Consider the following 23,327-nt stretch of genomic DNA (forward strand, 5'->3'; position numbering starts at 1 on the left):
CGGCAGCGGCGTGGTGCTGTCGTTGTCCGCGATCTCGGGCGCCGTCAACCCCTGTTCGCGGAGGAAGTCGTACAGCCGTGCGCTTTTCGTGCTCCCCGCGGGGTCGCGACGCCGAACCCGAGCTCCATCGCACGACGCTGGAGATCGGGGTCGAAGGTGATCAGTTCGCCGAGCCGTTCCGCTTCCGGCTTCAGGGCCAGGAACTGGGGTTTCGTCAGGATGTTGTCCTTCGGGTACAGCAGGACCCGATCGAGGTCGGGCTGCCCGCTCTGCGCTTTGGCCCGCAGCTGCATGGCGAGATACCGATGCTCGTAGATGACGACGATCGGCTTGTCGCCCTCGGCCTGGTTCGCGTAGGACTCCGACAGGTCGGACGACGGGAAACCCTGCGCCGCCACGAGCGGTTTGATCCGGTTCGCCAGCACCTGCGCGGCCGAGAGGCCCGGTGGCCCGGCGGGCGCGCCGGCCGGGCGCGGATCGACGACCGGCACCTGGCGGCCGTTCTCCAGGAAGGCCAGCAGGATCAGGTACGTCGCGCCCGAGTTGGAGTCGCAGATGTTCGAGGTCTGGGCGAGCACCCGGTTCCCGTTCGCCGCGCCGAAACCCCGGACGCCCAGCGAGTCCCAGGTCTGTCCCCGCCGCATGGTCTCGATGAATTTCTCGGTATCCAGCGTGTAGTACAAGGGCTCCTGCTGCCCCTGTGGTTTCGACGCGATCCCTTTGCCCGCCGGCGTTTCCGCGTAACGGCGATACGTCGCGAGGACGATCGGGCTGGTGAACGGCTGTCGCGCGCTGCCCGTCCACTGGTCCGCCCTGGCCCGCCGGACGAGACCCGCGGCGGGCTCCCCGGACAGGAACACATCTTGCCGCGCAGGACCAGTGTCTGTTCGAAGGGCACCACGATCGTCCCGCTCAGGAGCAGGAAGATCAGCCCGCTCACGGCGAGCGCGAGCGCGGGCCCGAAACTGCGAAGAAAACGGCGGCGCAGAAAGAACGCCGAGGGTTTCGGTCTGATGGTGAGCTGGGGTTCTTCACGAAGCGAGCTATCGGTGGTCACCGATTTCCTCCCCGAATGTCCGGCAAGCCCATTTTACCGGGGACCACCGACGGAAAAGCACGTCTCGATTCGGCTTCGGGACCCGCCCTCACCAGGCCCGGCGGCCGGACGGCTATTCTCTTCGGTGGCGAAAACCGCCATGCACCACGACGCCGGGAGATCTGAACCACCATGCTGGACCGAGCAGTCATCGACGCCCTCTTCCCCGCCGACCTGCCCGAGCCCGAGCACTGGGAACAGCGATACCCCGCCCGCGAACTCCCCGAGAGCGCCCGGGTCACGCGGTTCGGCCCCTCGCCGACCGGGTTCGTCCACATCGGCGGCGTCTACGTCGCCACCATCGACCAGGACGTCGCCCGCCGCAGCGGCGGCCGCTACCTCGTCCGGGTCGAGGACACCGACAGGTCCCGCGAGGTCGAAGGCGCCATCGACCAGTTCGAGCGCGGCTTCTCCTACTTCGGCCTCGCCGCCGACGAGGACATCCACCGCGGCGGCGACTACGGCCCGTACCAGCAGTCCGAGCGCGAGCAGATCTACCTGACCTACGTGCGCCACCTGCTCCGCGAAGGCCGCGCGTACCTCGACTTCGCCACCAAGGACGAACTGGCGGCGATCACCGCCCGGCAGCAGGCGACGAAGCTGCCGACCGGTTACTACGGCTCGTGGGCCATCTGGCGCGACGCCGCCCCCGCCGACGTCCAGGCCAAGCTCGACGCCGGCGACCCGTACGTCGTGCGGTTCCGCGCGCCGGACGACACCGGCGCCCGCGCCCGGTTCACCGACGCGATCCGCGGCCCGCTGGAGGCCGAGGCCAACCGCAACGACGTCGTCATCCTCAAGAGCTCCGACCAGAGCCCGCGGCTGCCGACGTATCACTTCGCGCACGCCGTCGACGACCACCTCATGCGCGTCAACCTGGTCATCCGCGGCGACGAGTGGATCTCGTCGGTGCCGGTGCACCAGCAGCTGTTCGACGCGCTCGCCTTCGAGCCGATCACCTACGCGCACATCGCGCCGCTGATGAAGCAGGAGGGCGGCAGCAAGCGCAAGCTGTCGAAGCGCAAGGACCCGGAAGCGAGCGTCGACTTCTACATCGAGTCCGGCTACCCCACCAAGGCCGTCCTCTACTACCTGCGTGGCCTCGCCAACGGACGGCTCGCCGAGATGCCGCTCGACCAGGCTCTGGCCGAGCCGATCAACCTGGACGAATGCGGTGTCGCCGGCCCGCTGGTCGACCTGGTCAAGCTCGACGACCTCTCGGCCGACCACATCGCCACGCTGTCCGGCGCCGAGATCCTCGCAGAGGTCCGCGTGTGGGCGGAGCGCTTCGACCCCGCGCTGGTCACCGTCCTCGACGCCGAGCCGGAACTGGCGCTCCGGGCGCTCGCCGTCGAACGCGACGGTGCCGAGAACCCGCGCAAGGACCTGAAGAAGTGGAGCGAGTTCCGCGCCGTCTACGGCTTCTTCTTCCCGCAGCTGCACGCCGCCGTCGCCGGCCCCGACGACGAGCGGATCACCGCCCTCGGTGTCGACCGCGAGGTCGTCCAGGCCGTGGTGCGTGACTTCGTCGGGAACTACCAGCAGCTCGACGACGGCCAGGAGTGGTTCCAGCAGATCCGCGACGTCGCCGCGAAGCATGGCTTCGCGAAGAACGCCAAGGAGCTCAAGAAGAACCCCGAGGGCTTCCCCGGCTCCATTCGCGAGGCTTCACAGATCATCCGGATCGCGATCACGGGGTCGACCCGGAGCCCGGACCTGCACTCGATCACACAGGCGCTGGGGCGCGAGGAGACGCTGGGCCGGTTCTCCGGTCTCGTAGCCGAGTGACTCGTGAGTGGCGATTCGGGTTAGAGTCAAGGGCGTCTTAGGCACCTACCGGATTCTGGCTACGGTTGACCGCAGGTTCGGTCCGTGAAGGCCTCCTTGCCTACCCTGAAGGTAGGCAAGGAGGCCTTCACGGATTTCAGGCGAGTGGCAAGGACGGCCAGAACCCGAATCGCCACTCACGAGGCTCTGAACTGGTCATAGAAGGCCGTCTTGACCGCCACCACGGCCATCTCCGTCTCGCGGAACCTCTCTCGCGCCTCGTCCGAGCCGATCAGCTGCACGAGCCGCAGCCCGAGCTGGTCGGAATGCGTGAGCGAGAGCGGGGACGCGGCGGCGAGCGGGCGGGACTTCGCGTCGTGCACGTGGTGCGGGTAGTAGAAGACGGACTTGTCACCGAGCACCGGGCCGATCCGGCGCCACAGTTCGCCGTACTCCACGGAGACCAGCACCTCGCCCCAGAACCGCAGGATCGTCAGCAGTTCGACGTCGGCGTGCTTCGAGTCGCCCGCCGAGGCGATCAGCTCCATGGTGGTGTCGACGCAGGCCGTCGTGGCCAGCGACCGCCGGGACCGCACCAATGCCTCACGGGGAACGCCGAGGGCGAGGATGTCCGCCATCAGGTCCTCACGGTGCGAAGGCGTGCTGCCGGGGGAAGAGCTGTCCGGGTACTCCTCCCGGATGATGACGCGGGCGATCCTGACGGACTGTTCGTCGGTGAGCAGGTCGATCGCCAGGTCGTAAGCCATCGTGAAGGCCAGCGACAGGAAGCGGCGCTGCAGCAGGATGGTCTGCAGGTCTTCCTGCGAGAGTTCGGTGACGCCCCGCAGCGCCGGGTGGTTCCGGAACCCCTCGATCAAACCGTCTTCGAACTCGTCAAGGTCTCGCATCACTACACCTCTTGCTCGGAACTCGCTCAGAAACGGATCATGTCGATGCTTCGGTTCCAGTCGCCGAGGTCGACGTCGCGGCCGATGTCCCACAACGTGTCGAGCTCGCGCTGGATCTGCTCGCCGAGCACGGTGTCGTGCGTGCCCTCGATCTCGAACTGCGGCGAATTGACCGCCAGCTGACCGTGCAGGAACATGCTGACCAGGTAGCGCCCGTCGGCCCGGTACACCGAGACCGAGGCCTGCGAGTTGAACACCCGCACCTTCAGGTTGCCCTGGCGCCTGGCCAGCCGCCGGTGCAGCCGGTGCAGCGTCTCCAGGCAGTCCGTGATCCCCGTGCTCACGAAGGCGTTGCCCGCCCCGTCGGTCCGGCCCAGAGCCGCCTCCCGCAGCCCCACCAGCATCGAGTTCGGGTGCAGCAGCATGATCCGCACCTCGGCGCGACGGTCGAGGATCGCGGCCTCCAGTTCCCGCTCCAGCAGTTGCAGGTTCGGGATCCAGGTGTTGAGGATCGTCACCTGTTTGGCCTTCGCCACGCGTGCCGCGAACGCGTCGTCCGGAAACCGTTTGTGCACTTCGACCACACCGCCGTAGTGCGAACGGCGGAGGGTCGAGGCGATGGTGTCGATGTCGAGACCGGCGAGGCGATCGCGGATGTCTTCCAAGGCGCGCAACGGGGTCAGCTCGACGAGCAGCACCACGACCACACCGCTGACCATGATCAGGGTCAGCGTGGTGACGCCTTTCGGCGCGATCTTGTCCAGCAGGCCGAGCTGTTCCGCGATCCCGACCGCGAAGCCGGCCACCGCCAAACCGCCGAGACTGAGCAATTCGAGCCAGCGACGCATTCTGCGGAGCATTCACCCTCCGGGATCCGGCAGCCGAATGCCCCATGTTCTCACGATCCGAGAGGCCATTGTGATCGGGGTCACCACCTTTGGCGTGACACCATTCTTCCGCGGAATTCACCGGAAGAATCGATTCCCGCACGGGAATCCGCACCGAAGGCGGTGCTCGTCACAGGGGCGCGTGAAACATCAGGGCCCCGACAAACGACTTACCCGGTACGCAAGTACGGAAAGTTGTGGTCGATGAGCGCTGATCGCGTTGTCCAGCTGCGCTGGGAGCCCCGCCACGTGGCCGACGACGGTCGCGTGGAGCTGTCCTACCCCGGGATCTCCGTGGTGTGCCGCCGGCAGGGCGAGATCGTCGACCGAAAGTGGGTCCCTGTCGGAGAAGAACCCACTTTCGCCGACGACGAAGCCCTGATCGCCATCCTGCACGCCGCGTGGCGCTGGAGCAGGCCCGCCGCGTAGAGGCGCCTACTCGTCGCTCCCCTTGTACCGGCGCTGGAGTTCTTCGTCCTGCTCACGCGGCGGCTTCTCCGTCCAGCGACCGTGGACGAGATCGTTCTCCGTGTAGTCCGCGCGCCGGGAGGCCCAGCCCGGCAACATGATCTTGCGGGTCCCGCCTCGCCCCCGATCACGCAGATCGGTAAGCACGGCGATGCCGATCACCACTACCAGTACCCCGAGCGCTATCCAGATTCCGACCATGTCCGCTCCCCCGCAGATGAAGTCGTTTCCACCAGATTAGCGTGACCGCGGGGATCGGACGAACGACATTTCCAACAGGCCGCTTTCGCTTTCTTGCTCCATTCGGGCTAGCCCGGCGGGCGTAGCCGGTTTCAGCCCACACGGCGACGTGGCGACGGGCCCGCCGCCATAAGGTGACGGCGTGCCCGGTGAACGACTCGATTCCTGGCTGCGCGGACATCAGTCGCTCGTCGACGTCCTGACCGCGTCGCTGCTCGCGGCCTGCTGTGTCCTTTTCGGACTGCTCGTCGACGCCGATCCCGTCTATACCCTGTTCTCCCTGCTCCTTGCACTTCCGCTGGCTTCGCGGCGACGCAACGCCGGTGTGTGCGCGGCGTTGGTGCTGGGAATCGCGGGTGTCCAGTGGCTGTCTATCCGGAACGACATCGGCGCCCTGCCCGCCGACCTCGCCGTACCGCTGGCGGTGCACGCCGCGGCGGCCTACGGACCGCGGTGGGCGGGCGGCGTCACGCTCGCGGTCGGCCTCACCGGCTCTGTGCTGGGCGGGCTGAGCTGGCCGATGCTGCCGTCGTCCGCGACAGCGCATCTGCTCGTCGGCGCCTTCCTGGCCAGCACGGTGGTGGCCGCCTGGGCGACCGGGGCGCTGCGCCGGGTGCGGATCGCCCACCGCGAACAACAGGCGAAGCTCGCCGTGCTCGCGGAGCGGAACCGGATCTCCCGCGAGATGCACGACATCGTCGCGCATTCGCTCGCGGTGGTGATCGCGCAGGCCGACGGTGGCCGGTACGCGACCTCGCCCGAGGCCGGACGGTCCGCGCTGGTCACGATCGGCGAATGCGCCCGGCAGGCACTGGGCGATCTCCGGCGGGCGCTCGGTGTCCTGCGGGACGGTCCGGCGTGACCGGGGAGCCGGTCCGTGTCCTGCTGGCCGACGATCAGATCCTGGTCCGGTCCGGGTTCCGGCTGGTCATCGAGTCGCAGGCGGACCTGACCGTGGTCGGCGAGGCGGGTGACGGTCTCGCCGCGGTGGAGCACACCAAGCGCCTGAAGCCGGACCTGGTGCTGATGGACGTGCGGATGCCGGTGCTCGACGGCATCGAGGCCACACGACGGGTGCTCACCCTGCCTGACGCGCCGAAGGTCGTCATGCTCACGACGTACGACCTCGACGAGCACGCGCTGGCCGCGATCCGGGCCGGAGCGAGCGGTTTCCTGCTCAAGGACGCCACCCCGGAGGAACTGCTGGCCGCGCTCCGGACGGTGCACGAAGGGGACGCGGTGATCGCCCCCTCCACCACCCGCCGGTTGCTGGACCGGCTGGCGCCCCCGCTCGACCCGCTCGCGGCCAGGTCGGCGGAGACGCTGACCGGACGCGAGCGGGAGGTGCTGGCCGGGATGGCCCGCGGCTGGTCCAACGCCGAGATCGCCGAGTGGCTGGTGGTCGCGCCGGGGACGGTGAAGACCCACGTGGGCAACATCCTCGCCAAACTGCGGGTGCGGGACCGGGTGCAGGCGGTGGTCCTCGCCTACGAAGCGGGAGTGGTCCGGCCCGGCGAGCGGTGACGGGCACAGGTGACGTCGGTCCGGGGCAAGGGGCCGCCGAGGAGGTACGACTCGACGACTTCGGTGACGCAGGGCGCCGAGTCGAAGAGATAGACCCCGTGCCGGAAGGCGCCGTCCAGCGTGACCATGCGGGATCCCGTCAAGGCGCGGCGCAGAGCCCGTTGTCCGGCATACGGCGTGACCGGGTCTCCTGAAGCCCCCACGAGCAGCGCGGGAAGGTCGTCGCCGATCTCGACGGGCGCCTCCGCCGGCCGGACGGGCCAGAACGCGCAGGGCGTGATGTGCCGCGCCAGCGGGCCGAACAAGGGCTCGGCGGCCCGGTGCGCCTGGATGTCCCGGTAGTAGCTTTCGGGATCGCGGGAAGCGGCTCGGTCCGCGCACTGGTTCGCGACCGTGGCGCTGAACCCGAACGACGGCTCCACCTTCGGGTCGGTGTACAGGGAAAGCTTCCAGTCCTGCGTGGGTGTCGGTGTGACGGTGAGACCTCGCGCGGCATCGCGCAGCACGACGACCTGGGCGCTGAACTCCGCGTAGAACGCGTCGCTGTCGTCGACGGTGAGCAGCAGCCCGGGGATCATCGCCGCGTCGACGCGGTGGCCACCGACGAGCAGCAGCGGTTCGCGGGCGATCCGGTCCACTCCGGCCAGCACGTCGTCGGCGGTGGCGCCGAGGTGATAGCGGCCGTCCCGGACGGCCGCCCAGCGTGCCCAGTCACGCAAGGCCGCGGCGTCCGCCGGAGCGGTTTCACGGGTGAGCGCCGGACCGGCGGCCCCGGGAGCGGCGGCGCTGTCGAGCACGATCCGCTCGACGCGTCGAGGGAAGAGCTGACGGTAGACCGCGCCGAGATGGCTGCCGAAAGACCAGCCCAGGTAAGAGATTTTCGGTTCCCCGAGAGCGGCTCGCACGACGTCCAGATCGCGCGCGATGTCGCGGGTGGACGCGTGCGCGAGGAGGTCGCCCCGGCCGGCGCACCGCGCCGCGAGATCCCGCGCGACCGCCACACCGCGTTCGAAGGAGGCCCTGTCCGGACTCGCCAGCTGGGCACTGTTCAGGTAGCGCCCGGTGGGCCAGCCGCATTCCAACGGCGCGCTGAGCCCGAAGAACCGCGGGTCGATCCCGACCAGGTCGTACCGCGCCGCGAGTGAAGGCGCTCCGGACGGAACCTCCGGTGGCAGGCCTTGCGCCAGCAGGGTCACCCCGTCACGGGACGGGCCGGGGCCGCCGGTGTTGACCACCAAGGTGCCGAGGCGTCGCGCGGGGTCGGTCGCGGCACGGCGTGCGACGGCCACCGAAAGGGTCCGGCCGCCCGGATCGGCGTGGTCCAGCGGAACGATGACCTCACCACAGGTCGCTCCGGCCGCCGCGAGTCGTTGCCCGGTCGCGTCGTCCGGCCCGGTCCGGCAGTCGTGCCAGCCGATCCGCTGCGCCCCGGAAGCCGGTTGACTCTGTGCGAGGCTCGCCAAGAGCGCGATCGTGAGACCCGCGGCGAGTGTTCGTCTTGTCTTGGTCATACCTGGACGCTAAGCGCGAAGAATCACGGAAACCTCTGTCCTCAGGCCGAAATCCGCTCCTCGCGGCTACTCCCGGAGGTATAGGGGGCCCGGCGGAACGGGGCGGCCAGGGTCGGCAGGAGGTGGCGGCGGTTGCGGATCAGGGCGGCGATCGCGATGACCGCGTAGACGCCGCACAGCACGTAGCGCGCGGTCTGGCCGGGCAGCGCGAACTGCACCGCGAACAGGCCGAGCAGGGTCCAGGCGGCCCAGCGCGGGAAACGCAACGCGAGCAGGGCGGAGACGCCGAGCAGGGTCTGGGTGGCGGTGAGGAGGAATTCCTCGACCTGGCGGGAGTCCAGGTGCAGCGCGGTCCCTCCGCCACCGAAGAGGTAGGCGATCGGCAGGCTGCCGACGAGCAGCGTCCATTGGTTGACCTTGCTGGAAAGCAGGGTGCCGATCGCCGCGTCGCCCTTGCCGCGGAGCGCGAACAGGATCGCCACGATGAACTCGGGCGCCTCCGACGCCAGCGGCGCGAGCCATTGCACGAGCAGGAACCGGTCGATGCCCAGTTCCGTCCCGACGGCGATCAGATTGTGCGCGAACGGTTCCGCGCTGGCGAGGATCACCACTGCCGCGAACACGAACAGCGCGGTCACCAGGATCCGGCGAGGCCGCTTGGAAAGCGCACCGAGGGTGGCCGCCGGGCCGACCAGTTCGGGTTCGCCGGGCTCGGCGCGCGAGACCTTCCAGAGGTAGAACACGAAGAACCCGAGCAGTGCGAAGCCGAGGACCAGCGAGATCTGCCCGGTCCCGGGGATGACGAACGCTACGATCGAGGCGATCGCGAGGAAACCGAGTTCGATCCGGTACGGCGAATCGAGGACGAGCTCCCGGACCGTGGCACCGCTGCGTTTCTTCGCGACGGCGAGCCCGATCAGCACGACGGTCGACCAGCCGAGACCGAGCAGCAGCCGGTTGGAGCCGGTCATGTTCGCCGCGGCGTAGGCGACGTATTCGGGATCCGATCCCGCCGTGTAAGCGAAGTACAGGTCCACCGCGTACTCGGGGAGCACCGCGATGACGGCGAGCACGGCGATCGCGAGCCCGCCGGAGATGTCCACCTGCGCGGCTTCCGCGGCCCAGGCGAGGAGGAACGACGCCGCGACGACGGCCAGGCCGAACAGCAGCAGACCGGCCACCGCCCCCGGTTCGGCACCGGAGAACCTCAGGACGAGCGCGGGCACGGTGAGCGCGGCGCACAGGCCGATCGGCCTCAGTCGGTTGACGATCACGAACTGAGATTCCCGGCGGTCACCGGGTTACCACAACCGTTGCCCGCTTCGCCTGTCCGGCGAGAATCCCCGTGCGGGACAGGGAAAACGGAAGATCGTCATGCCGAAACCCGGACGTCGTCCCGCCGGAGTACCCGGGCTGGTCTGCCTCGACAGCTCTCACACGATCTGGGAGGCGTCTTGCCCGGCGGACCGGCGAGCCGGCGGGCCAGACCGGAAAGTGCCCCTGATCACATTGCTCGGAAATGACGAAATCCCCGGTTCCGCGCGGTTTCGCGGGACCGGGGAGTTTCCGGGGGTGGTCAGCCCCGGGCGTTCGGGTCGATCACGCCGCCTGCCAGCCCGGTGGCGGCGTCACCGAAGGCACCGGCGGAGTCGACGGCACCCTGACCGGCCGCGGTGGCCGAATCGACGGCGTCCTGACCCGCGGCGGTGGCGTTCTCGGCGAGACCCTGCCCGGTCTCGGCCAGTCCGCCGGCGGACTGGGTGACCTGGTCGGCGGCGCCGGAAAGGTCGACGCCGGTCAGTTCGCCGACCTTGTCGCCCGCGCCGCCCAGCAGTTCGGCGGCCTTTTCCTTCAGCGAGTCGAACAGGCTCATCTGGGGTACTCCTCGGATCGGTCGTGCGGAGGCGGCTGAAAGTTCACCGTACAGGACAAATCGGGCACGGTGCGCAATCGCGATCACTCCGGACAGGTGAACCACCGAGAAGTGTTCAGAGACAGGGCGGCTGATAGCGGTCGATCGCGAGGCCGCGGAAGTCGAGTTTGTTGGGCGTCTTGCCGACGAAGACCAGACCTCGCGCCTCGGTCAGCGCCGAAGCGAAGGAGTAGTCGGGCTTGCCCAGTTCGGGCAGCGTCGTCCAAGCGTCGGGGGCGAAGCTGAAGAACTTCTTGACCATCTTCCCGCCGGTCGACGGCACCTTGGTCAGCCACTTGTCGCCGCCGCTCCAGTGCGAAGCCGGGCGAAGCTGGACGTAGAGGTCGTCCGTCGCGCTGTAGGTCATCCAGAAACCGGCGGACTTCGAGAGATCGGCCTGCGCTTCGAACTTGTTCCCCAGCCAGACGACGACCACGTGCCATTCCGCCTTGAGGAAGGCCACCTTCGCCGCGTACCCGCCGCGTTCGCGGACGAGCAGGCTGCCGGTCGCCGGAACCGTGGTGCCCTCACCGGAGGCGAGCCACTGCTGCAACCGGTCTATCGACGGGGTGGCGCATTCGCAGACGTGCCGCGACGGGGCCGCGTTCGCCACGGCTCCGGGGCCGATCAGCGAGGCCAGGAGCATCGAGGCGATCACCGCGAGCGTACGACTGAAAGGAACCTTGGATCCTCCGCGCATTCCCGGAAGCTAGCACAACGGTCACCGAAAACGGCGCCACAGCGGGAAAGCGGCCCCTGATGCCCCACTCAGCGGGAACCGTCCTTTGTGGATTCTCACGGTGGTCCGGACCACTGGCGCCTCAGGTACTTACTGGGCTCTGGCATCCGCAAGTCACCCAAGCGGCGGTGAGCGACGGGTCGGGGTGGTCGTGAGTGTTTTGTGTCGTTAGAACGACACTTGCCACTCACGAGGCCAGCAGGTCGTCCAACTCGGCCGCGAACAGCACGGCGGGATCGAATCCCATGCCGGCGAAGTGCCCGGCCAGTTCAAGGGAAAGGACGCCGTGGAGCCGCGTCCAGAACGTCACGGCCCGGCGCAGGACCTCGGACGACACCGGCAGGCCGCCCGCCCACTCGCGGTGATCGTCGAGATGCGCGCCGAACGGCGTGACCCGTCCGTCGTCCGGGAGCGCGGCGTGGACTTCGAGCAGTACAACCATGATCTCGTTCGAGATCTTCGTGGTGTCACCGGGCGCGCGGTATCCGGGGATCGGCGTGCCGTAGACGAACAGGTAGCGCTGCGGGTCCGCCAGCGCCCACTCCCTGATGGCGTGGGCGACTTCGGCCAGGCCGCCTGATCCGGCGGCTTGGACGGCGTCGGCGAGGCTCCGGTAGGCGTCGCGGACGAGGTCCGTGATCAGGTCGTCGCGACTGGGGAAGTACCGGTACAGCGCGGGACCGCTCATGCCCACGTGTTTGGCGATCGCGTTGAGGGACAACGCGGACACGCCCGTCGTGGCCAGCTGTTCCCACGCGTACCGCTTGATCTCCCCGCACACCTGAGCCCGGTAGCGCTCACGCGAGGTCTTCCCGTCCGTGTCCATCAGCGCTCCTCCCTGGCCGTTCAGTTAGAGGCTATCACTTTCCCTATTGACACTCACCTCATTGTGGTTATAGCTTATAACTATCGCACCAAGCACTAACAACCCGAGGAGCCGGACCATGACGGACACCAAGCCCCGCCGCCGCACCGCCGCCCGCGCCGCCGCGCTCGCCCTCCCGCTGGCCCTCGGCCTGCTGGGCGGCGCCGTGACACCCGCGCAGGCCGCCACCACCGCGTCCCCCGCCCCGCTGTCCTGCCAGGGCAAGACCATCGACACGAAGGCCCCGATCCACTACCGGACCGAGACCCTGATCAACGCTCCCCTGAGCAAGATCTGGCGGCTGCAGACCGACGTCGAGCGCTGGCCGTCCTGGCAGGAGCCGGTGCTGACCAACCAGCGCCTGGATTGGGGCCCGCTCCACAAGAACTCGCGCTTCCGGTGGACCACCCCGGTGCCTGCCACGGCCACGACCCCCGCCACCACGCTGTCGATCACCTCGACCGTCCACCAGATCCAGCGCGGCAAGTGCATCCGCTGGAGCGGCCCCGCGATCGGCGAGGGCCTCCGGATCGACAACGGGATCCACGTCTGGAACTTCACCGAGGTCAAGGGCGGCGTGCTCGTCCGTACCGAGGAGAACTGGTCCGGCGCCCAGGTCGAGGCCGACGTGCCGACCTCGACCCAGTTCCTCGGCATGGGCCTCGAAGCCTGGCTGAAGGACCTCAAGACCACCGCCGAAGCCCACTGCTGATCCCCACAGCTGACCACACCCGAAACTTTCAGGAGGAAACGATGTCCACCCAGACGCTCGATCGTGAGACCACCGTCCGCCGCGCCCCGCGCTCCGTCATCATCTCGGCCTGGGCCGTCCCGATCATGGTCCTCGGCCAGTTCGCGATGCTCGCCGTCGTCCCGGTCGCCTTCGTCCTGATCGGCACCCTGCGTGACGCCAGGCTCAAGGCGCTCAGATGGGGCGCGGTCGCTCTCACCGCGGCCTACGCCACGCCCTTGGCACTCTGGGCGATCGGCCCCGAACGCGCGCAGAGCCTTTCGAAGGACATGCATCCCGTGTTCGCCGCGATCATCGTCGCCGTGGGAGTCGCGTTCGCGGTCGCGTACCACGTGCGCACACGCAAGTAGAGGACTAGACGCGGGGCGTGCCGTCGGTGAACGAGGGGATCACGCCGTAGGACGCCTTCCGCGAAGCGCGGCGCAACGTCGCGAGCACGGCGGGCCCCAGCACCAGGATCGCCACCGTGTTGGTGATCGCGCGCCCCGTGTCCCAGCCCGCCGTCGAGGTCAGCAGCGTGAAGACGGCGAACCGGTGCAGGTTCTCCAGCAGCGGGGCGCCGGGAACGTAGGAGATGTGCCCGTCGTGGTACGGCACCTCGGCGTCGGTGATGAACGGCCAGAACCACAGGTTCATCAGGAACCCGAACACGTACGCGACGAAGATCCCGTAGCCCACCAGCATCGCGATCTCGGCCTTGCCGGTGACTCGGCGCGGCAGCAGTCCCGCGCCCATCCCGATCCAGGCCGAGCACATCATCTGGAACGGCAGCCACGGTCCCACCCCGGCGGTCAGCAGCGCCGAAGCGAACAGCGACGTACAGCCCAGCACGAAACCGAAGCCGGGCCCGAGCACCCGCCCGGCCAGCACCAGCAGGAAGAACACGGTCTCGATCCCCGCGGTCCCCGCGCCGAGCGGGCGCATCGCGGCATTGACCGCCGAGAGGACGCCGAGCATCGCGAGGGCCTTGGAGTCCATGCCCCCTTCGGACATCTCGGCCAGCACGATGACGATCAGGATCGGCAGGATCCCGATGAACACGAACGGCGCGTCCGGGCCGTGCTGCATCGACTGCGGTTCGACGCGGACCAGGAGCGGCCAGATGAACATCATCAGCCCCGCCAGGGACGCGAGGCCGAGCACCGTCGCCGAACGCGCGCCCAGCCGGACAGCCGGCGCCGTGGTCACCGGACCTCCTGCGGCAGCGCCGAGCGGACGTCGTCGACGGTGAGCCACGGTTCGCCGAGGATCTTGGCGACCTGGGTGGCGAACGCCGGGGAGCCGCCGAGCACCTCACCGGTCGGGCCGTCGGAGACGACCTCCCCCTCCGCCATAACGAGCACGCGGTGCGCGATCGTCGCGACGAACTCGACGTCGTGGGTGGCCACGACGACCGCCCTGCCCTCGGCCGTCAGCGCCGCGATCATCTGTGCCAGCGCGGCCTTCGCGGTGTAGTCGAGGCCGCGGGTCGGTTCGTCCAGCAGCATGATCCGCGGCGCGGCCGACAACTGCACCGCGAGCACGAGCGCGAGCCGCTGACCCTCCGAGAGGTCACGCGGATGCGACGCGGAATCGATCCCCGGAGCGAGCCTGTCGAGCAGTCCTCGGCAGTAACCCGGCTGGGCGCCCGATTCCGTGTCGGCGGCCTCGCATTCCGCCGCGACGGTCTGCAGGTACAGCAGGTCGCTCGCGGTCTGCGGCACCATGCCGACGAGTTTCCGCGCCGCGGCGCTGCCCAGTGTCTTCGGATCCTTGCCATCGACGGTGACCTTGCCACCTTGCCGGGGGCCGGATCCCTGCACCGCCCACAGCAGCGACGACTTGCCGGAACCGTTGCGCCCCATCATCGCCAGCACCTCGCCGGCGCGCAGGGTCAGGTCGACCTCCCGCACCGCGACCTTCGGCCCGTACCGCACGACGACCCCGGACGCGGTCAGCAGTTCCTCGCCCGTGGTCGTTTCCCGCGCGAGCGGGGCCCCCAGCGTCAGCGACGAAGCGCGCCGCCGGGCGTCCCGGACCGTCATCGGCAGCGGATCCCAGCCGGCCAGCCGTCCCAAGTGGACGATCGGCGGTGCGATGGGCATGTCCTTCAGGACTTCCGGCGGGGTTCCGTCGATCACTACCCCGGTGCCCGGGACGAAGATCATCCGGTCGGCGAACGGGATCACGCGTTCCATCCGGTGCTCGGCCATCAGCACCGTCGTGCCGAGGTCCTCCACCAGCCTGGCCAGCGTCGCCAGCACCTCCTCGGCCGCGGTCGGGTCCAGCGCCGACGTCGGTTCGTCCAGCACGAGCACCTTGGGATGAGTGGTCAGCACCGAGCCGATCGCCACCCGCTGCTGCTGCCCGCCGGACAACGTCCGCAACGCGCGCCTGCGCAGTTCCGCGATGCCGAGGAGGTCGAGGGTCTCCTCCACTCGGCGGCGCATCACCTGCGGGTTCAGGCCGAGTTGCTCCATGCCGTACGCGAGTTCGTCCTCGACGGTGTCGGTGACGAAGCCCGCCAGCGGGTCCTGGCCGACGACGCCGACCAGATGCGCGAACTCGCGCGGGGGCCGGGACCGCGTCGTGACGCCGTCGACGGAGACCGTCCCTTCGAGGTGACCGCCGGTGAAATGCGGGACGAGGCCGTTGATCGTGCCGAGCAGCGTCGACTTGCCCGCGCCGGTCTGGCCCGCGAACAGCACGAGTTCGCCCTCACCGATGGACAGCGTCACCTCGGCCAGCACCGGTTCGGAGCGGCCGTGGTAGGTGAAGGAGACCTGATTCAGTTCGATCATGCGTGCACTTCTTCTTCGTGCGCTGCTTCTTCGAGCGCGGCGTACGGAGGTTCGGGGACCGGGGTCAGGAAGGCGGGCAGCACGCCGATCAGCACCCCGAGCAACGGCCCCCACGACAACGACGGCCAGGACAGGGTGATCAGCGAAGGGTTCATGTTCATCGGATTCACCTCCGACGTCACGAACAGGACGGCCGCGACGGCGATCCCGCTCGCGGCGACGACGATCTCCGGCAGCTGCCAGCGGTCCGGCCGGTAGCGCGTGCGCTGGACCCGCTTGCCCGCCGTCCAGAACCCGACCAGCCCGACCACGAGTCCCACGGAAAGCACCGGTGCGGCGAGATATCTGGGTGTCGAACCGTCCAAAGTGGCGTAGACACCGACGCAGACCCCGATCAGGCCGACGATCATCAGCGTTCCCGTGATCAGCCGGGCCCGCGCCTCGACCAGTCCCGCGCGGCCGTAACCACGGGAGTCCATGGACGCGGCGAGCTGCAGCGAACGGGAAAGCGCGTCCTCCAGCACCGGGATGAGGACGGTGTGCAGAGCCTGCACCTTCTTCTTGCCCGAGCCGCCGCGCAGCTTGCGGGCGCGCCGGACCCGCAGCACGCTTTCGGCCAGCTGCGGGAACACCGACAGCGCGACGATCACCGCGGTGCCCACCTCGTACAGCGCCGGCGGCATCGCCTTGAGCAGCCGTTTCGGGTTCGCCAGCGCGTTGGCCGCGCCGAGGCAGATCACCATCGCCGCCAGCCGCATCCCGTCGTAAAGCCCGCCCAGCAACGATTCCGCGGAAACGTCGCCGAAGAGCCGGATACCCGCCGCCCATTCCGGCAGCGGGATTTCGGGCAGCCTCAAGAGGATCGTCGAGCCCTCGGCACCACCGAAGACGACGCGGAAGAACACGCGGATCGCGACGATGAACGCGCCGAGGTACAGGTAGAGCCGGAAAGCCAGCGCCCAGGGCGCTTCACTGCGCCGGGCCACGACGACGTAACCCGCGACGGCCACGATGGTCAGCAACAGCCACGGGTTCGTCGTCCGGGTCGCCGCGACGGCGAGCCCCAGCGCCCACACCCACCACGCGGCCGGATGCAGGTCGCGCGGCAGGAAGTAGGACGTCATCAAGCTCCTTGTGCGCGTTTGCGTCTGCGTGCCACCAGGAATCCTGCCACGCACAACGCCAGGACCGCGCCACCGGCCGCCCAGGGCGCCCAATCACTCGAGCCGGACTCGCGTTCGATCACCGCGTTGACGTCCTCGGCGTTCTCGCCGCCGGTGAACGCGACGTTCATCGACGGGTCCTTCGCCTGTGGCCTCGCCGAAGCGCTCGGACGCGGCTTGGGCGGCGGCAACGCTCCGGAACTCGCCCCCGCGACCGGCGCCTCTCCGGCTTGAGCCTCTTCCGTCGGCTGAGGACTGTCGCCGGCCTGCTGTCCGCTTCCCGCCTGCGGTTGCTGCTGCCGCTCGTTGGGATCGTCGGTGACCGGCTTGGCCTCCTCGCGCGGCACGCAGGGCTGGCCCTCGGTGCCCGGCCGGACGGCGGAGACCCGCGGCACCGGGTTGGTCTGGGCGGTGGCGTTCAGGGAGAACGACCAGCCCTCGAAACCGCCGGGGATGAAGTCACGGTTCTTGATGCCCCACTGGCTGTAGTCCCACGCGCAGTTGTTCGAGGCGTGCCAGTAGGACCAGTAGGCCTGCGCCGGGGGCGTGTCGAAGCACAGCTCCCGGTAGTTCCCGCGGCCGGTGACCGGGACGTTCTCAGCCGCTGAAGGGCGGTTCTCGACCCGGCAGATGAACGACTCGCCCCACCGCTGCACCCCGGCGATCTGGAAACCGGCGCCCTTGAGCGCGTCCAGTCCGGTGCCGCGGGTGGCCTGGGGATTGCAGCGCACGATGGTCGTGCCGCCGAGCTTCTGGAAGTCGACGACGACGGTCACCCCGGTGGCGTCCTTGCAGAACCCCGGATATCCCTTGCTCTGGTCGACCGCGTGCGCGGACGGCGCCGTGGCGGCGATCAGGAAGATCGCCGCCACCACGCCGAGGAGCCTCCTCACGGGATGGCCGGGTTCCTCGGCGTGACACCGGGAACCGGGTTGGTCGAGGCCGACTTGTTCAGCGAGAACGACCAGCCTTCGAACCCGCCGGGCACGACGGTGCGGTTGAGCGCTCCGAAGCTGCTGTAGGTCCAGGTGGTACCGGAACCGTCGGCGTGCCAGTAACCCCAGTACGCGCCGGCGGGCGGGGTGTTGACGCACGGCTCCTTGTAGCTCGGGTTGCTCGACAGCGGGATGGTCTCCGTCGCGGCCGGACGGCCTTCCAGGCGGCAGACGAAACCGAGGCCCCAGCGGGCGGTTCCGGCGACCGCGATCCCCGCGTCCTGCAGCGCCTTGATCCCCGTGCGGGCGGTACCCGGGCTCGCGTTGGGCGAGCAGCGGGTGATCGTCGGCGCCGCGGTCCCGCCGTTGCCGTCCAGTTCCTGGAAGTCGACGACGACGGTCGTCCCGGTGAGCGCGTCGCTTCCGGCGCAGATCCCGGCGTAGCCCTTGGTGGGATCGACCGCGTTCGCGGGTGCGGCGGAAAGCCCGATCAGTCCGATGAGGACGGACGTGACGGTGAGCAGTTTTCTCATGGTGTTGCCCCCTTTGACTTGATGGAACGGCGAAGCAGGAGAACGAGCACGATCGCGGCGGCCAGCAGGATCCCGGCCAGGCCGACGAGTCCCCAGAGCACCCACGCGGGCCGGGTGGACTGGGCGGCGGCAGCTTGCACCTGTGCGCCGGAGACGGCGTCGGCGGCGTTCGCCTCGGTGAGCGGGAGCCGGATCGCGGGCGAAAGCGGCGAGTCCGCGGCGGTGAGCCAGGAGCGGCCCGCGACCCCTTGCGCGGCGGCCAGGCTCGTCGGGAAATCGGTCTTCCCGTCGCTCGCCGCGACAGCTCCCTTGGCAAGACCACCGTCGGGCTGGACCAGTTTGCCCAGCGACCGCGCGGTTCCGCTCGCGTCGAGGCCGGCGGTCTGCCGCGCGACGGCGACGGCGGCGCTGAGCACGACGTCCGGCTCGCCCCCCTCACCGGTCACCATGCCCTCGCCGGTCGGCCGGACGCCGAGCGCGCCCACCGCCGAGACGAAGGCCGACACGCGCCGCTCGGTCCAGCCGTCGGGCCGCTTGGTCGACGGCGCGGCGTCGGTGTGCGACCGGACGGCCAGCGCGGTGACCGCGGCGGCCGTCGCGGCGAGGTCGCCGGAGCCGCACTCCGCGGTGTCCAGGTGCTTCGGGAAGGTTCCGTCGGCGCACTGGCGCGAGAGGAGCAGTTCGACGGCGGGGCCAGGGTCGGCGGCGGTGGCGAGCACCGCCCAGGCGTGCCGCTCGACGGTCTCGTCGGCGTCGGCGAAGGCCCCGACGTCGGTGAACTTTCCGTCCACGCCACGCAGCTTGACCAGGTCGGCGCGCAACTGCCCGGCGATGTCCGCTTTGGCGAACTCGGCGACGAGCACGAGTTTCGCGAGCGGTCCGGCGTAGGAGGCCCCGCTCTGCTCGTACGGCGCGCCGTGGGCGTAGGCCTGCACGGCTTCCGGCGTGAGCAGGAACTTCGACGCCCGGGCGACCGTGTCCGGCTGCTCGTCCAGCGCCCGCAAGGCCAGCACGAGATCGGCTGTCGCGTCGTAGTCGACGTAGGTCTTGCCGTCCTCGGTGACCTCGACGTGGTCGCCGCCGACGAGCCGGTTCGTCAGGTACGCGCCGAGCCGGGAAGCCGCGTTGGCCGTGTCCGGGATCGCGACCGGGGTGGCGATCGCGGTCGGCGGCGGGACACGGGCGCCGGTCGACGCCCTCGGCGTGACGGTCTTCTTGGGTTTCGGCGTCACGGTCTTCGGTGCGGGGGTCTTCGGCGCGGGCTTGCCCGGCTCGGGCTTGACCGCGGGCGGGGTGCTCGTGACGGTGACCGTGCTGGGCGCGGGCGGGCTGGTCGCCGGGGACGAGGACGTGCCCGGCGTCGGCGTCACCGACGTCGTCGTGGTGGTCGTGGTCGTCGTTGTGGTCGTCGTCGTTGTTGTTGTGGTGGTGGTGCTGCTGGTCGGCGCCGGGTCGCTCGTGGTCGAGGTCGGTGTGCCGGTGGTCGTACTCGGTTCGGACGACGTCGAGGTCGGTGTTTCCGAGGCGCTGCTCGTCGGCGGCAGGCCGCCGCCCTTCGCGAGCGTGTAGAAGCCGACCTGTGACAACCCGAGCGAAGCCTGGGCGCTCGCGCGGATCCAGGTGTCGAGCCCGCTGATGCCCGAAGCGCGAGCGGCCTCGTAGGAAGCCGGGTTGTAGGCGATCGCGCCGAGGTCGCCCGCGAGTTTGTTGCCGGAGTCGGCCGCGGCGTTCGCCTGCGCGGCTTTGAGGAACCGCACGCCCTTGTCCACCGCCGCGTCCGCGCCGCCCGCGTCGGCCAGTCCCTGGAGGATCATGCCGGTGCTGTTGGTGTTCGGCGCTTCGGTGCCGACGCCGCCGCCCCAGCCGCCGCCTGGGGTCTGGTTCCCCTTGAGCCAAGCGACGGTCTTGGCGATCGGGGCGTCGAGACCGGCCGCGCCCGCCTTCTTCGCGGCCAGCATCGCCGAGAGGGCCAGACCGGTGGCGTCGCCGTCGGACGGGGAGAGGTCGAGCGGTTTGCCCTCGTCGCAGGTCGAGACCTTGTGGCCGTCCGGGGTGACGTGGTCGCCGGTCTCCTTCGTCGGGATGTAGGCGAAGAAGACGCGGAAGTAGCCCTCGGAACACTGCTGGGTCAGCAGCTTGTCGATCGCGAGCTGGTCGTTCTCACCGGTCGCGGCGAGGCCGATGACGCCGAGGGCCTGGCCGAACATGTTCGCGTTGTTGCTCACCGAACCGGCGAGGTCGGGATCCTTCGAGTAGTCGCTGACCCGGCCCTTGTCCGGGCCCTTGCGCATGATCGCGCCCTGGGTCTCGGCGACCATGTCGTAGCCGTCGAAGTTCCGGGGGTTCCGGCCGGAGACCTGCGCGGCGACCAGGGTCTTGGCCGCGGCACCGCCGACGATGACCTTGTCGTACCCGGCACCGGGGGCGAGACCGTCCCAGGTGAAGTAGTCGGTGGCGTGGCCTTGGTCGTCGAGGAACTTCGCGATCGGCTCGGCCTTCGCACCGTCACCCGACGCGTACATCGAGAACAGCACGTCGATCATCAGGCCGTGGTCGGGCAGTTCGCCGCCGTTGGGGTTCTCGAGCGTGCCGTCCGGCTTCAGCTTCGTCGCGAGCCAGCGGGAGTTCGACTTCGCCGCGCCGGGGTCGTTCGCGGCCGTCGCCGTTCCGGTGAGCAGCGCGGCGACCACGCCGACGCTGACGGCGAACGCCGATGCGGCCAGGTACCCGCGGCGCATGGCTCCTCCTTGCGGCATGACGGAGGACAGGCGCGGGACGCCGCAGTCACCCCTGTTTATCGCGACAGTGGTCCGGACTTCTGGTTGGTTCATCCGCCCGTGCGGTACCCCGGCTCGCCCTGGTGAAGGGCCCACGGTTGCGCGACAGCGCCGGATTTCGACCGGCTTCCCCGTCACGGGCGGCGGTGTTGAAGTTGTCGAGCCCGCCGAGGTTAACACCCGATTACCTGCGGCAGGCACCGCTGACCAGGTCGGTTGCCAGGATCACATCGTCACTCGCGCCCGGCGGTACCCCGGCGCCGGTCCGGGATGAGATTCTTCGGGTCGTCCGATTCAGCGCGGTCGTGGGGGAAGTCCGGTGAGAGTCCGGCGCTGTCCCGCAACGGTATGCCCTCCAGGCGAGCCCGGTCACCCACGTCGCGCGGTGTCACCGACTCCTGTCGAGGAAATGCGGGAAAGGGTTCTCATGAGACGTTTGGTCCTCACTGTCGCCATGCTGTGCGGCATCGGGCTGGTCGCCGCCCCCGTGGCGAACGCGGCCACCCACAACAAGGCGGACGCCGCCGCGGGCTGGCTCGCCAGGCAGCTGACCGACGGGGAAAGGTTCGAGGCCGACTTCGGCGGCCAGAAGTTCCCCGACCAGGGCCTGACGATCGACGCGATCTTCGCGTTCGCCGCCGCCGGGGTGTCGGACACGAACGCGGGCAAGGCGATCACCTGGCTGGCGAAGCCGGAGATCACCACCGGCTACGTCGGCGGCGGCACCGAGGCCTACGCGGGCGCGCACGCCAAGCTGCTGCTCGCCGCGCAGATCCGGGGCAAGAACCCGGCGTCGTTCGGCGGCGTCGACCTCAAGGCGGGACTGCTCTCGCTGCTCACACCGTCCGGCCGGTTCTCCGACCGGTCCGAATACGGCGACTACTCCAACGCCTTCTCGCAGTCGCTCGCGCTGCTGGCGCTGGACCGCACCCCCGCCGGCGCCCCCGCGGCGGCCGTGACGTTCCTCGCGGGCACCCAGTGCGCGGACGGCGGCTTCCCGCTGAACTTCGGCGAAGCGACCTGCGCGAGCGACGTCGACTCGACCGCGATGGTCGTGCAGGCCTTGCGCGCCACCGGTGACGCGGTGAACGCCGGCGAGGGCACCTCCTGGCTGGTCACCAAGCAGCACGCGAACGGCGGCTTCGGCGTCGGCACAAACGCTCCGAACGCCAACAGCACCGGCCTCGCCGCCGAAGCGCTGGCAGGCCACCGTCCCGCCGCCGCGGTCAAGGCGCGGGAATTCCTCCGGTCGCTGCAGACCGGCTGCACCGGTGCCGAAGCGGACCGCGGCGCGATCGCCTACGACGCCACCGGCCTCAACCCGGCGACCGCCTCGCGCGCGACCGCGCAGGCGATCCTCGGCCTGGCCAGGATTCCGCTGAGCGACCTGCACGGCGGTGGCCGTCCGCAGGCCCCGGTGCTCGCCTGCCCGTGACGTCACCTCGTGAGTGGTACGGACGGTTCTAACCGTCGTTACCACTCACGAGGTCCTGGGCCCCCTTCATTGCGCCTAACGCTGTGAAGGCCTCCTTCCCTACCTTCAGGGTAGGCAAGGAGGCCTTCACGGACCGAACCTGCGATCGACCGCAGACGCCACTCACGAGGCTGTTGTCAGGCGCGCAACGGCTCGATGGTCTTCGCCAGTTCGTCCAGGCGCTCCAAGGTCTCCGCCTCGGGCAGCGTCGGCAGGATGAGGGAGACCTCGTCGACCCCGGCATCGGCGAGGCGTCGCAGCAGGTCGGGGTCCGCCGGAGCGCCGAACACGCTGATCCGGACGTCTTCGCGGCCTTGGTCGGCGAGCCAGGACCGGACGCGGCGCAGTTCCTCGGGCGGCGTCACGAAATGCGGAAGCCAGCCGTCGGCGTGCTCGGCGAGCCGTTTGAGCCCGGCGGGGCCCTGACCGGCGACGTAGATCGGCGGATGCGGTTTCCGCACCGGCTTCGGCCACGCGTAGACCGGGTCGAAGTCGATGTGCTTGCCGTGGAACTCCGCCTCGTCCTCGGTCCAGATCTCCTTGAGCGCCTGGAGTTGCTCGGTCAACAGCGCGCCACGGGTCCGCGGGTCGACGCCGTGGTTGCGCATCTCCTCGATGTTCCAGCCCGCCCCGACGCCGAAGATCACCCGTCCGTCGGAGAGCAGGTCGAGGCTGGCGATCTCCTTGGCCGTGTAGAACAGGTCGCGCTGGATCATCAGGGCGACCGCGGTGCCCAGCCGGAGATTCGAGGTGACCGTCGCGGCGGCGGTCAGCGCGATGAACGGGTCGAGGTTGCGCAGCGCGCCTCGCGGCAGCTCACCGGCGGGGTACGGGGTCTCCCTGCTGACCGGGATATGGGAGTGTTCGGGCAGGTAGAGGGAGTCGAAGCCCTTCTCCTCCAACGCCGCTCCCAGCACGTGCGGCCGGATTCCCTCGTCGGTCACTGACGTCGCGATACCGAAGTCCATGATCAGCACGACCCCGTCGGCCCGCCGGT

23 protein-coding genes and 2 riboswitches are annotated in these 23,327 nt (G+C 69.5%); of the genes, 7 read left to right on the forward strand and 16 right to left on the reverse strand.

The features are described from left to right. Nucleotides 1-44: 44 nt before the first annotated feature. Complete coding sequence (locus ACFOSH_RS28640) at nucleotides 45-860, reverse strand: hypothetical protein (protein WP_378242183.1); 816 nt, start codon at nucleotides 858-860, stop codon at nucleotides 45-47. Between the two features lie 368 nt (nucleotides 861-1,228). Here ACFOSH_RS28640 and ACFOSH_RS28645 point away from each other — a divergent pair, with 368 nt between their 5' ends. Further along, complete coding sequence (locus ACFOSH_RS28645; protein WP_378242184.1) at nucleotides 1,229-2,884, forward strand: glutamate--tRNA ligase; 1,656 nt, start codon at nucleotides 1,229-1,231, stop codon at nucleotides 2,882-2,884. Nucleotides 2,885-3,060: 176 nt separating this feature from the next. Here ACFOSH_RS28645 and ACFOSH_RS28650 read toward each other — a convergent pair whose 3' ends face one another. Both ACFOSH_RS28650 and ACFOSH_RS28655 read right to left on the reverse strand, forming a co-directional pair. Continuing rightward, nucleotides 3,061-3,771: a hypothetical protein gene (locus tag ACFOSH_RS28650; protein ID WP_378242185.1), complete on the reverse strand. Its 711-nt coding sequence runs from the start codon at nucleotides 3,769-3,771 to the stop codon at nucleotides 3,061-3,063. Between the two features lie 26 nt (nucleotides 3,772-3,797). Then, nucleotides 3,798-4,631, reverse strand: a complete 834-nt coding sequence (locus ACFOSH_RS28655) for a hypothetical protein (protein WP_378242186.1) — start codon at nucleotides 4,629-4,631, stop codon at nucleotides 3,798-3,800. A 231-nt stretch (nucleotides 4,632-4,862) separates the two neighbouring features. Between ACFOSH_RS28655 and ACFOSH_RS28660 the strand changes: the two genes are divergently transcribed. After that, a complete protein-coding gene (locus ACFOSH_RS28660; protein WP_378242187.1) occupies nucleotides 4,863-5,087 on the forward strand; it encodes a hypothetical protein in 225 nt (74 codons plus the stop codon). A gap of 6 nt (nucleotides 5,088-5,093) precedes the next feature. Here the strand turns inward: ACFOSH_RS28660 and ACFOSH_RS28665 are convergent, their stop codons facing one another. After that, a complete protein-coding gene (locus ACFOSH_RS28665; protein WP_378242188.1) occupies nucleotides 5,094-5,327 on the reverse strand; it encodes a hypothetical protein in 234 nt (77 codons plus the stop codon). Between the two features lie 181 nt (nucleotides 5,328-5,508). Between ACFOSH_RS28665 and ACFOSH_RS28670 the strand changes: the two genes are divergently transcribed. Further along, a complete protein-coding gene (locus tag ACFOSH_RS28670) occupies nucleotides 5,509-6,228 on the forward strand; it encodes a sensor histidine kinase (RefSeq protein WP_378242189.1) in 720 nt (239 codons plus the stop codon). After that, entirely contained in the window at nucleotides 6,225-6,890 is a 666-nt protein-coding gene (locus ACFOSH_RS28675) for a response regulator (RefSeq protein WP_378242190.1), read from the forward strand. The genes ACFOSH_RS28670 and ACFOSH_RS28675 overlap by 4 nt, the downstream gene beginning before the upstream one ends. Here ACFOSH_RS28675 and ACFOSH_RS28680 read toward each other — a convergent pair. The 5 genes from ACFOSH_RS28680 to ACFOSH_RS28700 all read right to left on the reverse strand — a co-directional run bounded on the left by ACFOSH_RS28680 (nucleotide 6,854) and on the right by ACFOSH_RS28700 (nucleotide 11,878). Then, nucleotides 6,854-8,401 (reverse strand): alpha/beta hydrolase, encoded by a 1,548-nt coding sequence (locus ACFOSH_RS28680; protein ID WP_378242191.1) that lies wholly within the window; start codon nucleotides 8,399-8,401, stop codon nucleotides 6,854-6,856. The two genes, ACFOSH_RS28675 and ACFOSH_RS28680, sit on opposite strands and share 37 nt — an antisense overlap. Nucleotides 8,402-8,442: 41 nt before the next feature. Continuing rightward, complete coding sequence (locus tag ACFOSH_RS28685; RefSeq protein WP_378242192.1) at nucleotides 8,443-9,675, reverse strand: sodium:proton exchanger; 1,233 nt, start codon at nucleotides 9,673-9,675, stop codon at nucleotides 8,443-8,445. A 302-nt stretch (nucleotides 9,676-9,977) separates the two neighbouring features. Beyond that, nucleotides 9,978-10,274: a hypothetical protein gene (locus tag ACFOSH_RS28690; RefSeq protein ID WP_378242193.1), complete on the reverse strand. Its 297-nt coding sequence runs from the start codon at nucleotides 10,272-10,274 to the stop codon at nucleotides 9,978-9,980. A gap of 115 nt (nucleotides 10,275-10,389) precedes the next feature. Then, nucleotides 10,390-10,971, reverse strand: coding sequence for a hypothetical protein (locus ACFOSH_RS28695; protein ID WP_378242239.1), 582 nt, complete (start codon nucleotides 10,969-10,971; stop codon nucleotides 10,390-10,392). A 268-nt stretch (nucleotides 10,972-11,239) separates the two neighbouring features. Further along, on the reverse strand, nucleotides 11,240-11,878 hold the full coding sequence (locus ACFOSH_RS28700) for a TetR/AcrR family transcriptional regulator (protein ID WP_378242194.1): 639 nt from the start codon (nucleotides 11,876-11,878) through the stop codon (nucleotides 11,240-11,242). A gap of 118 nt (nucleotides 11,879-11,996) precedes the next feature. On the opposite strand from ACFOSH_RS28700, the gene ACFOSH_RS28705 reads away from it, so the two are divergent. Next, nucleotides 11,997-12,629 (forward strand): SRPBCC family protein, encoded by a 633-nt coding sequence (locus tag ACFOSH_RS28705; RefSeq protein ID WP_378242195.1) that lies wholly within the window; start codon nucleotides 11,997-11,999, stop codon nucleotides 12,627-12,629. Nucleotides 12,630-12,670: 41 nt separating this feature from the next. Then, nucleotides 12,671-13,018, forward strand: coding sequence for a hypothetical protein (locus tag ACFOSH_RS28710; protein ID WP_378242196.1), 348 nt, complete (start codon nucleotides 12,671-12,673; stop codon nucleotides 13,016-13,018). 4 nt (nucleotides 13,019-13,022) lie between these two features. On the opposite strand, the gene ACFOSH_RS28715 is transcribed toward ACFOSH_RS28710, so the two are convergent. Genes ACFOSH_RS28715 through ACFOSH_RS28740 form a run of 6 tightly spaced genes read right to left on the reverse strand, consistent with a single transcriptional unit; the run spans nucleotide 13,023 to nucleotide 20,817 of the window. Beyond that, entirely contained in the window at nucleotides 13,023-13,856 is an 834-nt protein-coding gene (locus tag ACFOSH_RS28715; protein WP_378242197.1) for an ECF transporter S component, read from the reverse strand. Further along, nucleotides 13,853-15,448: an ABC transporter ATP-binding protein gene (locus ACFOSH_RS28720; protein ID WP_378242198.1), complete on the reverse strand. Its 1,596-nt coding sequence runs from the start codon at nucleotides 15,446-15,448 to the stop codon at nucleotides 13,853-13,855. Before ACFOSH_RS28720 ends, ACFOSH_RS28715 begins: the two co-directional genes overlap by 4 nt. Beyond that, entirely contained in the window at nucleotides 15,445-16,572 is a 1,128-nt protein-coding gene (locus tag ACFOSH_RS28725) for an energy-coupling factor transporter transmembrane component T (RefSeq protein WP_378242199.1), read from the reverse strand. Before ACFOSH_RS28725 ends, ACFOSH_RS28720 begins: the two co-directional genes overlap by 4 nt. Then, nucleotides 16,572-17,504 (reverse strand): ABC transporter substrate-binding protein, encoded by a 933-nt coding sequence (locus tag ACFOSH_RS28730; protein WP_378242200.1) that lies wholly within the window; start codon nucleotides 17,502-17,504, stop codon nucleotides 16,572-16,574. Before ACFOSH_RS28730 ends, ACFOSH_RS28725 begins: the two co-directional genes overlap by 1 nt. Further along, complete coding sequence (locus ACFOSH_RS28735) at nucleotides 17,501-18,079, reverse strand: flagellar hook-length control protein FliK (protein WP_378242201.1); 579 nt, start codon at nucleotides 18,077-18,079, stop codon at nucleotides 17,501-17,503. The genes ACFOSH_RS28730 and ACFOSH_RS28735 overlap by 4 nt, the downstream gene beginning before the upstream one ends. Then, on the reverse strand, nucleotides 18,076-20,817 hold the full coding sequence (locus ACFOSH_RS28740) for a hypothetical protein (protein ID WP_378242202.1): 2,742 nt from the start codon (nucleotides 20,815-20,817) through the stop codon (nucleotides 18,076-18,078). The genes ACFOSH_RS28735 and ACFOSH_RS28740 overlap by 4 nt, the downstream gene beginning before the upstream one ends. An 81-nt stretch (nucleotides 20,818-20,898) precedes the next feature. Continuing rightward, a riboswitch (cobalamin riboswitch) is annotated at nucleotides 20,899-21,013 on the reverse strand. A 111-nt stretch (nucleotides 21,014-21,124) separates the two neighbouring features. Continuing rightward, a riboswitch (cobalamin riboswitch) is annotated at nucleotides 21,125-21,251 on the forward strand. 32 nt (nucleotides 21,252-21,283) lie between these two features. Here ACFOSH_RS28740 and ACFOSH_RS28745 point away from each other — a divergent pair. Beyond that, the gene (locus tag ACFOSH_RS28745; protein WP_378242203.1) at nucleotides 21,284-22,291 is read left to right on the forward strand and encodes a prenyltransferase/squalene oxidase repeat-containing protein; all 1,008 of its coding nucleotides are present in this window, start codon (nucleotides 21,284-21,286) and stop codon (nucleotides 22,289-22,291) included. Nucleotides 22,292-22,467: 176 nt separating this feature from the next. Here the strand turns inward: ACFOSH_RS28745 and ACFOSH_RS28750 are convergent, their stop codons facing one another. Next, on the reverse strand, nucleotides 22,468-23,298 hold the full coding sequence (locus ACFOSH_RS28750; RefSeq protein ID WP_378242204.1) for an LLM class F420-dependent oxidoreductase: 831 nt from the start codon (nucleotides 23,296-23,298) through the stop codon (nucleotides 22,468-22,470). Nucleotides 23,299-23,327 lie beyond the last annotated feature (29 nt).

Origin of the sequence: Amycolatopsis speibonae (assembly GCF_042647925.1) — a bacterium.
Classification (GTDB): Bacteria; Actinomycetota; Actinomycetes; order Mycobacteriales; family Pseudonocardiaceae; genus Amycolatopsis; species Amycolatopsis speibonae.